This is a genomic window from Flagellimonas marinaquae (genome assembly GCF_023716465.1).
Lineage (GTDB): Bacteria > Bacteroidota > Bacteroidia > Flavobacteriales > Flavobacteriaceae > Flagellimonas > Flagellimonas alginolytica.
The window spans coordinates 3,648,862-3,662,062 of sequence record NZ_CP092415.1 but is presented as its reverse complement, the minus strand read 5'-3'; the positions used below and the strand labels follow the sequence as shown (position 1 = coordinate 3,662,062).

Genomic DNA, 13,201 nt, shown 5'->3' with positions numbered 1-13,201 from the left:
TCCGAACAAACCTTGCTGTAACAGGGTTAAAATCAAATAATCCTCAAAAATATGACAGCTTGTCATATTACGGCCCGTGGCATGAACATTGACATTTAAAGAGCAAACAAAAATATTTTTAAACAGACATAACTTTAGATACGATGAGCAAAATTATAGGTATAGACTTAGGTACGACCAACTCCTGCGTCTCTGTAATGGAAGGTAACGAGCCTGTGGTAATTCCAAACGCCGAAGGTAAGCGAACCACTCCATCGATGATTGCATTTGTTGAAGGAGGGGAAATCAAGGTAGGTGATCCGGCAAAAAGACAAGCGGTAACCAACCCTCACAAAACGATTTACTCCATTAAGCGGTTTATGGGCAACAAATACTCAGAATCCAGCAAGGAAGCCAATAGGGTTCCTTATAATGTGGTAAAAGGGGACAACGATACGCCACGGGTGGATATCGATGGTCGTTTGTACACACCTCAAGAATTATCCGCAATGATTCTTCAAAAAATGAAGAAGACGGCAGAGGATTACTTGGGGCAAGATGTTAGCAGAGCGGTAATCACCGTTCCTGCATATTTTAACGATTCACAAAGGCAAGCTACCAAAGAAGCTGGAGAAATAGCGGGTCTAACCGTAGAACGTATAATCAACGAGCCAACCGCAGCATCCTTGGCGTACGGATTGGACAAAAAAGACACGGACCAAAAAATAGTGGTATTCGACTTTGGAGGTGGTACGCACGACGTTTCCATTTTGGAATTGGGCGATGGTGTTTTTGAAGTATTGGCTACAGATGGCGATACCCATTTGGGTGGTGACGATGTGGACCAAAAAATAATCGATTGGTTGGCAGAAGAGTTCATTAAGGATGAGGACATGGACCTTCGTAAAGACCCGATGGCCCTTCAGCGTTTGAGGGAGGCTGCCGAAAAGGCCAAAATTGAATTGTCTTCTTCTGCACAAACAGAAATCAATTTACCTTATGTAACCGCCACGGCATCAGGTCCAAAGCACTTGGTGAGAACATTGTCTCGTTCCAAGTTCGAGCAATTGATCGCGGATCTGGTAAAAAGAACGATCGATCCATGTGAGAAAGCATTGAAATCCGCTGGACTTTCCAAAAGCGATATCGACGAGATCATATTAGTGGGAGGTTCTACCCGTATTCCTGCGGTACAGGAAGCTGTTGAGAAGTTCTTCGGCAAAAAACCGTCCAAAGGTGTAAACCCGGATGAGGTTGTGGCCGTTGGTGCTGCAATACAAGGTGGTGTGCTGACAGGAGATGTAAAAGATGTTCTTCTTTTGGATGTTACCCCGCTATCTTTGGGTATCGAGACCATGGGAAGTGTATTCACCAAATTGATCGAGGCGAATACGACCATCCCGACCAAGAAGTCACAAGTGTTCTCCACGGCGGCGGACAATCAACCTTCGGTTGAAATCCACGTGTTGCAAGGAGAGCGCCCAATGGCAGCCGATAACAAGACAATAGGTAGGTTCCATTTGGATGGAATTCCACCTGCGCCAAGAGGTACGCCTCAGATTGAAGTGACCTTTGATATTGATGCCAATGGTATCATCAAGGTTTCTGCTACCGACAAGGCTACTGGAAAATCCCAAGATATCCGTATCGAGGCTTCTTCTGGTTTGACCGAGGAGGAAATCAAAAAGATGAAGGCGGAAGCCGAGGCAAATGCCGAAGCAGATAAAAAAGCGAAGGAAACTGCCGATAAATTGAACGAGGCCGATGCGATGATCTTCCAAACAGAAAAGCAACTGAGCGAATTTGGTGATAAATTGTCCGACGACAAGAAAAAGCCAATCGAAGAGGCTTTGGAGGAGTTGAAGAAAGCTTATGAAGGCAAGGACCTTGCGGTGATCACACCAGCTTTGGAAAAAATCAACGAGGCATGGAAAGTTGCTTCCGAAGAAATGTACAAAGCACAGGCCGAAGCGCAAGGTGGTGCCGCAGGAGCATCTGCCGGTGGAGCTGAAGGTGCTGCCAATAATGGTGGAGCAGCTGAAGGCGACAACGTGGAAGATGTGGACTTTGAAGAAGTGAAGTAAATCAAATACGTTTTACTATATAGAAAAAACCCTGACGATTATGTCAGGGTTTTTTGTTTAATGAAAGTTTCCGGTTTACGCGGCGTTCAATTGTTGTGTCTCCATTTCCTTGATTTTTCTCAACGCTTCCGATTTTGAGTTCACATTTAACTTTACATAAATGTTCTGTATATGAAAATTCACGGCGCTGGGTGTAACAAATAGCTTGTCCGCAATCATTTTATAGGTAAAGCCCTGGGTGAGCAACTCTATGATCTCGTTCTCCTTTTTAGAGAAGACATCGAACGATTTTGTTTGGAACGAATCGATGATTTTTTTTGCCACATCCAGTTCCAGGGCAATCCCGTGCCGGTCCAGCGCATCGAGGGCATTTAACAACCTATCTTTGGTAATCGGTTTGATCAAGTAGCCATTGGCACCCTTCTTAAAGGCTTCCTTTATGAGTTGAAAATCGTTTTTTCGACTCATCATCAAAACCTTAAGGTCCTTGTTTTTACGATAAAAATAATCTAGGCCCTCTATTCCAGAAATACCGTTGAGCATGGTTTCGCAGATTATAATGTCCGGATGGGAACGAACAAAACTAGATAATAGACCATGAACCGAGGTGTAGACCCCGAGAAGTTCGTAGTCTTCAGTTTCTTGGAAGTACTGGGTGTAAATGCCAGCAAGCGTGTCGTCATTGTCGATGACAGCAATTTTTAATGCATTCTTTTTCATGATAAGAAAGATTTGGGGGTAAACTGTTACATAAATTTTTGTAGGTTAAGTTTAGGACAATATCGTCCGCATCCACAATTTTGAAGTTGGGACGAACCAATAAAATGCTTTACTGCATTGCCCAATACAAGGGCAACAACAGTATGAACACCATATTGGGTTCTCCAAAATTGGGTCTGATCCCTAAAGGGATCAAGAGCTATACATTGTGTAGTTGAGGATTTTACTCGTCAAAAAAGTAAAGTAAAAAGAGGTTTTGGGACGCCTTTTTTTAGAGTGTTGTAATTTTTTTTCATGACATAATAGATTTGGGATTGTATTATTTCACTAACGAATTTAGAAAATTTTAACTATCGCATATAATATTTGTAGTCATTTTCGTTCAAATGCACTTTTTTACATTTGCTCCAAAGTGGTTTTTATATGATCTAACACACTATAAATTAGTGTAAATAATATATAATCAAGTAGTTGTAAAAAAAAATAGGATGCCGTCCCATCAGCATCCTATTCTTGAAGTAAATCGGTCAGATTGAAATAATACAACCCGCTATTATGATAGTCTGTCAGTTTCCCCCTGTCTTTCTTATCATTGTCATGAGTGTTTCTAATCTCGGCTATGAAACAGTTTCACAAGACACGTATCAGGTTTATTGACCGATTCAGTATGTAAATTGTAACCTATTATTGTTGATCTTGGAAAGACGTATCCGCGTATTCACGGGTATCATCGTTCAGCACAGTTTCGAATCCGGCGTTATTGCTGGCAACATCGATATACTGTTTCTGCTTACTTGAACGTCCGTAGGCTACAGTATATTGTGATACCGTGTTGTTGAAACCTCTATTGGACACCACAAAACCCATTTTTTTCTCTGGACTTAGCTGTATCGCGTATTCGTCGCTATCACTATTAATATGGGCGCCAAGGTTTACGGATGCGGTGAGTGTGTTTTTTACCACCTGTGAGGCATATAGGTCTAATCCTCCATATCCATCTCTTCCTTCGGAAGCAAAAAACAGTAGAGTTTCATTATAGATGCTTGGGTAAAGTTCATCTTCTTTGGTATTGACTTTGGGGCCCAAGTTTTTGGAAACGCCCACGGAGCCATCGGCTGCAATCTCCGTAACGTAAATATCGTACTTGCCAAATGATCCCTTCATGTTCGAGGCAAAGAACAAACGCTTGCCATCTGCGGTAACAGTAGGATGTTTGGCAGAGTAGTGTTTTGAGCATACCTCCAATTGGGTAATATTGGTCCACTCACCGTTCACTTTTTCGGCACGGTACACGTGGTATACCAATTCTTTTTTGGAAAAAACACCATAAAGGGGCTTCTGGTAAGTGCCCTTGCTAAAATAAGCAGTTTTTCCATCTTCCGTTATCGACATGGAAGGCACATAACCATCAATAGTGGAAACGCTCCCGTTCATCGTATCGTTTATTATTTTTTCGTCTGCCTGTGCAAAAGTAGTCTGGCTGGTTAGCATTAATCCTGAAACAAGTAGGCTGTAAATAGTAGATCGTGTCATGATGTATAGATTTGGGGGTTAATACACAGCAAAGATCAAAAACAATTGCAGGGAATACTTATCAATTTTTCATAGGTTTTTACTTTTAACGACTAAAAAGTGCATTTCACCGATTATTTTTTAGCTATTTAACACGGGTGTCCACTTAAAAATGTATTTAAACGTGGTTTTTGTGTTTTTTGACGACTGTCGCGATAATTTAAAAATCAGCCTTTAAAAACTAAAACTTGATACATAGGATTGGTTCGATTGTTTATTATGGAGCTAAAATCAAACTAATTGAATTAACTTCGTGATTCTGAAAATTCAGCAAATAATTGATGTTGTCTGTTGTCCTACTTTAAATCCTTGCTACCATATGAACATCACCATAGAAAACATCATATTAATAGGTTCGGTATTACTGCTGATCAGTATTTTGGCCGGTAAGACCACCTATCGGTTCGGTATTCCCACTTTATTGTTGTTTTTGACCATTGGTATGTTGGCCGGATCGGATGGAATAGGGGGTATTTATTTCGATAATCCCAAAATAGCGCAGTTCGTGGGTGTTGTATCCTTGAACTTTATATTGTTCTCGGGCGGACTGGATACCAATTGGCAGTCTGTAAAACCGGTGTTGAAGGAAGGAATTGCACTGTCCACCTTGGGAGTGTTGTTAACGGCTGTAGGGTTAGGTTATTTTGTGTATTTGATAACCGATTTTACCTTATACGAAAGTCTTTTGTTGGGGGCAATTGTGTCTTCTACGGATGCAGCTGCAGTATTTTCGATATTACGAGGCAAGAATTTGGCGCTAAAGAAAAACCTAAGGCCCACACTAGAGCTGGAAAGCGGGAGTAACGACCCCATGGCCTATGTGCTTACCATTGCTTTTTTAACCTTGGTGCAGTATCCCGAAAAAAACATTGTATCGGTTTTGCCCATGTTTTTACTACAAATGGTGCTCGGTGGAGCAGCTGGCTTTTTGTTCGGAAAGCTAAGTAAGATCATTATAAATAAGATTCGGTTGGATTTTGAGGGGTTGTACCCCGTGCTTACCATTGCTTTGATGTTCATTACTTTTTCGGCTACCGATTTTATTGGGGGCAACGGCTTTTTGGCAATTTATATTTGTTCCGTATACCTTGGTAATCAGAATATAATCCATAAAAAAACCATCATGCGAATGTTCGATGGACTCGCATGGCTTATGCAGATTGTTTTGTTCCTTACCTTGGGCCTGCTGGTATTTCCAACAGAAATAGTGCCTTTTATTGGAATAGGAATAATGATCTCCCTATTTCTGATTTTTGTGGCCCGGCCATTGGCCGTACTGATTTCCCTTTTGCCTTTTCGTATGAAGATGAGACGACGATTCTACATTTCTTGGGTCGGGTTGCGGGGAGCAGTGCCCATTGTATTTGCTACCTATCCGCTTTTGGCAGGAATAGATAAGGCAAACGTTATTTTTAATATTGTCTTCTTTGTTTCGATCACATCCGTTTTAATTCAGGGGAGTACGCTGTCCATTGTGGCCAAATGGCTCCATGTGGGATTACCGGAGCGTGTAAAACCCTTGTCCGCTACGGATGAGTTGTTGTCCGAGCACCCAAAGGCGATAATGAAGGAAATAAAAATAACGAAAACCTGTCCTTCCAATGGAGTTAAGATCGTTGATCTTGGATTTCCAAAAAATGCCATTATCGCCATGATCGAACGCGATGGAAACTATATTACCCCGAATGGACTTACCGAAATAGCGGCAAACGATAAATTGGTAGTATTGACCGATAAGCCCGAAATCCTCGATAAGGTATACGAATCCCTCTCTTTAAAAAAGAAAGAAGAAGAAATTGGAGATTAGGTTATTGGTCTATAGTGTTTCGACCTGTCAAAGGTTTAAAAATTTTTTGTACAAACTTAGGAGGGTCAAACCGGTAACCTATATAAACTGAACCGTAGAGCTGGTCGTTTTCAGTTGATGAAACTTTGTCTTCGTTGTACCAGTCTGCACTAAATGTAAAGTTCAACCCATAAATTACCCTTTTTGAGCTGTATCCCACATTAAGACCACCAGCCAGTCGGCGCACAATATAAGTATTGTTTTCAATAATGGGATTGCTGTCAACTTCCGATTCTGTTTTGGAAAATCGCAAACCTAGTGAAGGGGACATGTTTGCAGATAAAAACCAATTATCACGAAGTACAAATGTGTAATAATAGGCAGGTTCCAATCGTACATTAAAAAACTTTTCCCTGCTTATTATCTCTTCTTCATTTAAATCAAAAATGCTGTAGTCGTAATGCAATGAGCCTATTAGACTTCCACTGCTTATCTTTTGCCATTCGTTTTGGTAAACAATGTTTCTATAGGAAAAATTAGGGTTAAAAACATAGGAAGTGGACATTCCGAATACCTCACTGAACAAATTGTTGAACTGTAAGTAAGGGTCTGTCCCTTTGATCCAATTAGGGGCAAAATCCTTAGTGTTCCGAATATAATATCCTGAAATTTTACGGTAATGGAGCCCTTGAACCCATTTGCCAAGAAAAAATCTGAACTGATAGTCCGAGAAAGTAGATTCTCCTTTTAGGTTTTCATCGTTGTTTGCATCCAGGAATTTTGGCACAAAACCGACACTAACTCCTAAAAACTCGTAATCTAGGGATAAAAACAAGCGGTATCTAGTATTGGGTTTTAAGTGAAGTCGGGTGTTTTCTTCTTTGTTTCTATAGAAAAATGCATCGTTTCGGGTATCGATGTTGGCCTTTACAATAATTTTATCCGAATAGTTGATAAGTGCGACCGTATCATTCTGTGCATTACAGTTGAACCCATACCCAAAAAGGAATAAAATAGTGCACCCTGCAAAGTAATGGATAGATGGACAAAAGTTAGTGTAAAAAGCCATACCCATACAAGATATGTTGTTATTTGGTAAAATTCGGTTTTTACATGCTATTTGTTCAAATATGGGATTTGATTTCGGTTGACCCAAACAAGAATTACGCAGAAAATAAAAGTAACCAAAGCTAGGGTAAAAAGTACACCTCCATCATTTTGTACCACTATACCCAATTCTGTAATATGGGAAAATATGGCGCCCAGCATAATGCCAATGCCCAAAATGGCACCTATCCAAGTAGTTTTCGGAACCAAAATAAGAATGGCTACGATCAGTTCGATTACGCCAAGACCAATTCTGCCATAAGGCTCCAAACCGAGTGTTGTAAAAATATGGACGGATTCCGGGGCTGCCGAAAATTTAAAGTAAAGCGTTTGTAAAAGGATAGCTGCTGGAACCAATCTTAAAATTAAATGGACAATGTTTTTTGTTTTCATAATGTTACTGTTTGTGTTGAATGATAGATTGGTCGTTACAACATGGGGTAAATAACCGTAAATCAGTAAATAAGTGTCCGATCTGTGAATTTTTCATTCTCTGGTCAAGCTATTTTTAGAGTTAGGGAAAGAGTAGAATCCAAAGCAGAATTGGTTACTTTTATGACCATGAAAAATTCACTGAAACTTCTCATTTTAGTTCTGTTCGCATTGCATTCCTGTTCGGATACTCCATGGCTTTCAGGGTCTCTTCATTTGGAAAATTCAGAAAATTGGAAGCCTATGATTTATGTGGTCCATCCAGAAAAATTTAACGATATCGCCCAAAGTTTTGTGGGAAAGGTATTGGATTCGGCCGAAGTAAACAGCGATGGGAGCTTTCAATTGGGAAAATTGCCAGACTTTAAAGATAAAACGGTGTTGATGCTTGTGGTGCAGAAAAGAGGGGAGAAGTACCCCAATAAATTACTGAACGAAAACCCGAGTACGGACAATTATTTTCCGTTGGTGTATGAGCCAGGTACTTCTTTAAGGGTTGATGCCGAGATGGCAAATTTTCAATCTAGCTTCTCCATTGCGAATCCATCACCTGCCAATGCAGCGATGTTGGAATTGAGGGATTTGCGTAGGGATGCTTATAAATATCACTTTGAAAAGGAAAACAGCTCGAACTTAACCGATGAGGGATTATTGGAGCGCGAGAAAAATCTAAAAGCATATCAAGGCAAGTTAATTGATTTTGCGGATACCACAGCGCACCTATTGCCAGCCTTAATGGCCATTCGTTGGGCGAGTCCGGAAGGTAATTTTGAGCGTATTGCGGAAATGGTCTATGCACAATCCCTAAAATGGAGCAACTTATATCCTGGTCATAAATGGGTACAACAATTTACAGTAACAGTCGATAAAAAAAACTTACCAGTTCTTATAGGGGATTCGATTCCAGAGATACATTTACCCATGATGGATGGAACGGAAACTTCTTTGCGGCAATTGTCCAAAAACAAAAAACTGATATTGTTGGATGTTTGGGCATCTTGGTGCGCACCCTGTAGAGTGGAAAATCGAAATGTACTGGTGCCTTTGTGGGAAAGGTATGGTTCCAAAGATTTTATGATCGTGGCCTATGGTTTGGAGAGTAGCAAGAAAGCATGGGCCAAAGCTATTGAAAAAGACGGAGCATATAGGTGGTTACATGCTTCACATGTGCAAGGCGACCAGAGCCCTGTAATGGAGGAGTTAAGGTTAAAGACAATTCCGGCCAATTTCTTGTTGGACCCAGAGGGAAAAGTCTTGGCCAAAAATTTACATGGTCAGGATTTAGTTCGGTTTGTTGACGAATATATGGTTAAGAAGTAATGTATGTTACAAAAATTGATAGTAATAATTGAAGGAAAGCTCGATTATGGTTCCTAAAACAAAACTGATAATAAGCTCGGGCACGGAAATTTTTCCAAGGTTATACGTATTGGAAAAAGCCAAGTATAATGCCCAAAAAGAACAGCCCAGCAGGATAATTGTGGCATAAACAGGTACGTTGGAAGTAAAAAGACCTGCTAAATCAAAAATGGGGTCCAATACTGCGGTAAAAGCGAACAGGGCAAGCGTAAAATTACTTTTTTTATGCCCTTTGAACAGATAAATGCCGGCAATGAACAATTCAATACAAATGGCAATAGGCCCAAACTGATTGTAAAATTGAGGTTTAAAGTAGGCCTCAAAATCTTTCGGAAAAATACTGTTTGCGTAAAACAGAGCACCCAAAGCAAGGGCAATTGCCATAAATAGTATAGCGTTTAACTTTCTTTTCATCATAATTTGGTTAAGGTATTTCCGCAATCGCCGGAACAGTTTAACCCATTACTCACCAGATTTCCAAATAAAGTTTGGAGCCTGCTGATAGGTATAGGTGTCATCGGTCAAAATTTTCAATTCTTTGGTTTCCCAATTCATCAATCCTATATGAAATTGGGATTGCTCGTTGTCGAAGAGCTCAATGGCCAACCAATTACCATCCGGACTCCAATCGTGCCAGCCTTCATTTTGCTTGTTCTCAGTAAGTTTCCAACTTTTATTTCCATCAAGGCTCACCGCATACAGACTATATTTCCCATTTTGTTTGCTTTGATAGGTCACGAAATTTTCGGTAGGGTGCAATTTAGGAGCTCCCGCCCTGTATCCGTATTGGGCGGCAGTGGTGTCTTGTTCAGGATAATGGGTGAGTTGTTTTAGGTTTTTTCCGTCCTCATCAATTATGTAAAGTTCTTCATTGAATCCTTGGACTCTTTTGCTGTTGGTGCGACCGCCCCTAAAAACAATCTGTTCTTCATTATTGACAAACAACGGATCGGCTGCAAATGGTAGTCCCGTTTCCAGTCTTTTTATGATTTTTCCGTTTTTGTTGAGCACATAAAAAGTAGATTCATCAATAAGTTTGGGTTTAACGATGAGTTCGGAGCCATTATGTCTAGTACTCATCCAACTATCGGCCAACTCCAAATCGGATACTTTTTGGATATTTTTGCCATCAAAGCTGCTTTTGTAGAGAAAGTAGCAGCGTTTACAGGCATTTCTATCCGAAATAAAATATAAGGTGTCCTCTTGAGAAAAGTAGGTCCATTCCAGATCGGGCCGATCGGTAATGTTCGTTTTGTTGGAACCATCGAGTTCCATGGAGAACACCTCATAATTATCAATATCAGCATCCAACAAAACATTATATACCAACCCTAATTCGAGTTGATTCTTTTGTTTGTCCGTATTGCAAGACATCAAAAGCAAAACAATTCCAAGGGAGGTGATAACTTTGACCATGATTCTTCTATTTTTAAGAATATCAGGCTGAAGTTACTAAACTCCCCGAAATATTAAAATGCAGGTACTCTATTAAGCCTTCACTGTTTTATGCGTAAAATATTTTTTCTTGAGCCAAAATGAAACTTTCACCAATAAAATTAGTGCTGGCACCTCTACCAATGGTCCAATAACTCCCGTAAATGCCTGTCCGGAGTTAAGGCCAAAAACGGCAATGGCCACGGCAATGGCCAGCTCAAAATTGTTTCCCGCAGCTGTGAAGGCAACTGCAGCAGTTTTGTCGTACTCGGCTCCCATTGCTTTTGTGATGAAAAATCCAATAATGAACATAAGCGCAAAATAAATCAACAAGGGTACGGCAATGATCAATACATCCATTGGTATTTCAACAATAAGCTCTCCTTTTAACGAGAACATCACAACAATGGTGAACAATAGTGCAATCAAGGTAATCGGTGAAATGGCAGGAATAAAGGTTTCCGTATACCAATCTTCCCCTTTAAGTTTCACCAAAATTTGGCGGCTTAAAATCCCCAATAAAAAGGGTATCCCTAGGTAAATGGCCACACTCTCGGCAATGGTACCAATGGATATATCTACGATCGCACCTTCAAATCCAAAATAGGGAGGGAGGACGGTAATGAAAATCCATGCGTAAAAACTATAGGCAAATACTTGAAAAATACTGTTCAGAGCTACCAATCCGGCACCATATTCGCTGCTGCCTTCGGCCAAATCGTTCCAAACCAAAACCATGGCAATACAACGAGCCAAACCAATTAAAATAAGCCCGACCATATATTCAGGGTAATCCCGCAGAAAGATTATGGCCAGTGCAAACATCAAAACAGGCCCCACGATCCAATTCAGAAAAAGTGATATGGAAAGAATTTTGGTGTTTTTAAAAACCTTTGGGAGCAAGGAGTATTTTACCTTGGCCAATGGCGGATACATCATTAAAATCAATCCAATGGCAATGGGAATATTGGTAGACCCGCTGCTGAAAGAATTTACTAAATCCGGAAATGTCGGAAAAAAGTAACCTATTCCGACCCCAATGGCCATCGCCACAAATATCCAAAGAGTTAGATTTCTATCTAAAAAGCTTAATTTTTTGGTTGCCATTATTTTTGTATTTGAGAAAAAACATAAAACATTTCAGTTGCGATTTGCTCGCTTCGTTCCCTGTATTTTTGAGCCTGTTCGGGTGTGCCATCAAAAGCTTTGGGATCCTCGTATGTAATTGGAATCCGCTTTTCTGCACCCGGAACAAACGGACACCCCTCATCAGCCTGGGAACAGGTCATGATGGCCGCGAAATCTGATTTTGGGTTGAAATCATCATCCATTTTTTTGGAAAAACAGATGACAGGGTGTACGTTTTCGGAAAACTTGATGCCATACACTGGGTTTTTTCCTTCGGAGAGCATGTTTATTTCAAACCCGCAGCTTGCTAAAGTTGAAGCCACCATCGGAAATAGGGCAGTGGCTTCTGTTCCCCCGGAAAAACAGCTCACATTATCAATCCCAAAATAATGGGCCATGGTCTGTGCCCAAACTTGAGATAAATGACTTCTACGTGAGTTGTGGGTGCAGATTAAATTCAGTCGAATGGGTTGGTGGTTATCCAATTTTTCCTGAATGTACTCCACAAGAGGTGATAAGGTTTGTTTTCTTTCCTCAGCAATTGATGTTGTATCCAAATCGGAAACAAATTGGTTTAATTTTTCAAAAAGTGCCATAAGTTGGGTTTTAGCAGCATCCACTTCCAGGAGTGCAAGTTTGTGTGTTTTGCAATTCGGATAACTTTACTTTGGGCTTTTCGGTTGGGATACCACAATTGTCTTTGGCCAAACAGTCGGTTTGTTTGGTGGTCAATAGAAAGTTGGTTCCGTCAAAATCAAGAGCGAATTTTTCAATGGTCTGCCCTTGGTATTCCACTTCTACTTCTAGATTACCGATGCCCAATGTTTTTTGGGACAATTCTATAATATGGACCAATTTCTCTGGATGCAGTCTATGGTCGTAATCATCGGCGTTCCAAAGTTGAAAGTTGACCACCTCCTCGTTGCGAACTGTTCCACCACAGTCAATGAAGTGCTTTGTGATTTTACCCACTTCGGTAACATGAAAATGGTTGGGAACCAAATTTCCGTTGGGTAATTTAAAGGCGATGATGTTCAATTTGCTCAAGGCGGATTTAACTTCTTCTAATTTCATATCTATATATTTATTGTAATATTGCGATTAATTGTTTTAAATTTTTTTAGCAACACTCTTTGGTTTTGGTATCTTGATTCAGAAAATCGGACATTACGGATTTCATTTGTTTCCATTCGTCCTCATCAATACAATAACAGACACTTGTGCCCTCGACATTTCCTTTGATTAGGCCAATTTTTTTCAGTTCCTTCAAATGTTGGGAAATAGTGGGTTGTGCCAAACCAATTTCATCTACCAAATCACCGCACACACAGGTATTGAGCTTAAACAGGTATTGCAAGATAGCCACGCGGGCTGGATGTCCAAAAGCCTTGGCGTACTGCGCAATCCGATTTTCTTTCTCGGTAAATATTTCTGTTTTGGCTAAGCCCATTATCTTATTTGTATATTGCAATATTACGATTAAAGAAGTGCATACCAAAGAAAATAGCTAAATTATTTTAAAACGAAATTTAAAACTCTGTGCAAACTCTTATTATTCTTAGTACATTGCGTTATGTACATCTATGCATAACGCTAAATT

General features: G+C 40.2%; 13 protein-coding genes. 3 read left to right on the top strand and 10 right to left on the bottom strand.

The annotated features are described in order from the left end of the window. Positions 1-143 precede the first annotated feature (143 nt). Positions 144-2,063, top strand: coding sequence for a molecular chaperone DnaK (gene dnaK, locus MJO53_RS16280; protein ID WP_224836745.1), 1,920 nt, complete (start codon positions 144-146; stop codon positions 2,061-2,063). A 75-nt stretch (positions 2,064-2,138) separates the two neighbouring features. On the opposite strand, the gene MJO53_RS16275 is transcribed toward dnaK, so the two are convergent. Together MJO53_RS16275 and MJO53_RS16270 are read right to left on the bottom strand one after the other, a co-directional pair. Continuing rightward, complete coding sequence (locus tag MJO53_RS16275) at positions 2,139-2,783, bottom strand: response regulator transcription factor (protein ID WP_224836746.1); 645 nt, start codon at positions 2,781-2,783, stop codon at positions 2,139-2,141. Positions 2,784-3,467: 684 nt separating this feature from the next. Continuing rightward, positions 3,468-4,316, bottom strand: a complete 849-nt coding sequence (locus tag MJO53_RS16270) for a hypothetical protein (protein WP_252079895.1) — start codon at positions 4,314-4,316, stop codon at positions 3,468-3,470. A gap of 358 nt (positions 4,317-4,674) precedes the next feature. Here MJO53_RS16270 and MJO53_RS16265 point away from each other — a divergent pair, with 358 nt between their 5' ends. Beyond that, positions 4,675-6,162: a potassium/proton antiporter gene (locus MJO53_RS16265; RefSeq protein ID WP_252079894.1), complete on the top strand. Its 1,488-nt coding sequence runs from the start codon at positions 4,675-4,677 to the stop codon at positions 6,160-6,162. Between the two features lies 1 nt (position 6,163). On the opposite strand, the gene MJO53_RS16260 is transcribed toward MJO53_RS16265, so the two are convergent. Both MJO53_RS16260 and MJO53_RS16255 read right to left on the bottom strand, forming a co-directional pair. Next, entirely contained in the window at positions 6,164-7,210 is a 1,047-nt protein-coding gene (locus MJO53_RS16260; protein WP_252079893.1) for a DUF4421 family protein, read from the bottom strand. A gap of 47 nt (positions 7,211-7,257) precedes the next feature. After that, positions 7,258-7,641: a DoxX family protein gene (locus MJO53_RS16255; RefSeq protein ID WP_252079892.1), complete on the bottom strand. Its 384-nt coding sequence runs from the start codon at positions 7,639-7,641 to the stop codon at positions 7,258-7,260. An 84-nt stretch (positions 7,642-7,725) separates the two neighbouring features. On the opposite strand from MJO53_RS16255, the gene MJO53_RS16250 reads away from it, so the two are divergent. After that, positions 7,726-9,000 carry a thioredoxin-like domain-containing protein gene (locus MJO53_RS16250; RefSeq protein ID WP_252079891.1) on the top strand — a complete coding sequence of 425 codons (1,275 nt, stop codon included), beginning with the start codon at positions 7,726-7,728 and terminating at the stop codon, positions 8,998-9,000. A gap of 6 nt (positions 9,001-9,006) precedes the next feature. Here the strand turns inward: MJO53_RS16250 and MJO53_RS16245 are convergent, their stop codons facing one another. The 6 genes from MJO53_RS16245 to MJO53_RS16220 form a co-directional block, all read right to left on the bottom strand. Continuing rightward, positions 9,007-9,456, bottom strand: a complete 450-nt coding sequence (locus MJO53_RS16245) for a hypothetical protein (protein ID WP_252079890.1) — start codon at positions 9,454-9,456, stop codon at positions 9,007-9,009. Positions 9,457-9,501: 45 nt separating this feature from the next. Continuing rightward, positions 9,502-10,455: a TolB family protein gene (locus MJO53_RS16240; protein WP_252079889.1), complete on the bottom strand. Its 954-nt coding sequence runs from the start codon at positions 10,453-10,455 to the stop codon at positions 9,502-9,504. Between the two features lie 72 nt (positions 10,456-10,527). Then, positions 10,528-11,580 carry an ACR3 family arsenite efflux transporter gene (arsB, locus tag MJO53_RS16235; RefSeq protein WP_252079888.1) on the bottom strand — a complete coding sequence of 351 codons (1,053 nt, stop codon included), beginning with the start codon at positions 11,578-11,580 and terminating at the stop codon, positions 10,528-10,530. After that, the gene (locus MJO53_RS16230; RefSeq protein WP_252079887.1) at positions 11,580-12,197 is read right to left on the bottom strand and encodes a low molecular weight phosphatase family protein; all 618 of its coding nucleotides are present in this window, start codon (positions 12,195-12,197) and stop codon (positions 11,580-11,582) included. Before MJO53_RS16230 ends, arsB begins: the two co-directional genes overlap by 1 nt. Positions 12,198-12,207: 10 nt before the next feature. After that, positions 12,208-12,675, bottom strand: a complete 468-nt coding sequence (locus tag MJO53_RS16225) for a DUF6428 family protein (protein WP_252079886.1) — start codon at positions 12,673-12,675, stop codon at positions 12,208-12,210. A 46-nt stretch (positions 12,676-12,721) separates the two neighbouring features. Then, on the bottom strand, positions 12,722-13,051 hold the full coding sequence (locus tag MJO53_RS16220) for an ArsR/SmtB family transcription factor (protein WP_224836756.1): 330 nt from the start codon (positions 13,049-13,051) through the stop codon (positions 12,722-12,724). Positions 13,052-13,201: the final 150 nt, after the last annotated feature.

What these genes read in the sequence shown, in the direction of transcription:
- dnaK (WP_224836745.1), top strand. Translation starts at nt 144, where the DNA reads ATGAGCAAAATTATAGGTATAGACTTAGGTACGACCAACTCCTGCGTC.
- MJO53_RS16275 (WP_224836746.1), bottom strand. Translation starts at nt 2,783, where the DNA reads ATGAAAAAGAATGCATTAAAAATTGCTGTCATCGACAATGACGACACG.
- MJO53_RS16270 (WP_252079895.1), bottom strand. Translation starts at nt 4,316, where the DNA reads ATGACACGATCTACTATTTACAGCCTACTTGTTTCAGGATTAATGCTA.
- MJO53_RS16265 (WP_252079894.1), top strand. Translation starts at nt 4,675, where the DNA reads ATGAACATCACCATAGAAAACATCATATTAATAGGTTCGGTATTACTG.
- MJO53_RS16260 (WP_252079893.1), bottom strand. Translation starts at nt 7,210, where the DNA reads ATGGCTTTTTACACTAACTTTTGTCCATCTATCCATTACTTTGCAGGG.
- MJO53_RS16255 (WP_252079892.1), bottom strand. Translation starts at nt 7,641, where the DNA reads ATGAAAACAAAAAACATTGTCCATTTAATTTTAAGATTGGTTCCAGCA.
- MJO53_RS16245 (WP_252079890.1), bottom strand. Translation starts at nt 9,456, where the DNA reads ATGATGAAAAGAAAGTTAAACGCTATACTATTTATGGCAATTGCCCTT.
- MJO53_RS16240 (WP_252079889.1), bottom strand. Translation starts at nt 10,455, where the DNA reads ATGGTCAAAGTTATCACCTCCCTTGGAATTGTTTTGCTTTTGATGTCT.
- arsB (WP_252079888.1), bottom strand. Translation starts at nt 11,580, where the DNA reads ATGGCAACCAAAAAATTAAGCTTTTTAGATAGAAATCTAACTCTTTGG.
- MJO53_RS16230 (WP_252079887.1), bottom strand. Translation starts at nt 12,197, where the DNA reads ATGGCACTTTTTGAAAAATTAAACCAATTTGTTTCCGATTTGGATACA.
- MJO53_RS16225 (WP_252079886.1), bottom strand. Translation starts at nt 12,675, where the DNA reads ATGAAATTAGAAGAAGTTAAATCCGCCTTGAGCAAATTGAACATCATC.
- MJO53_RS16220 (WP_224836756.1), bottom strand. Translation starts at nt 13,051, where the DNA reads ATGGGCTTAGCCAAAACAGAAATATTTACCGAGAAAGAAAATCGGATT.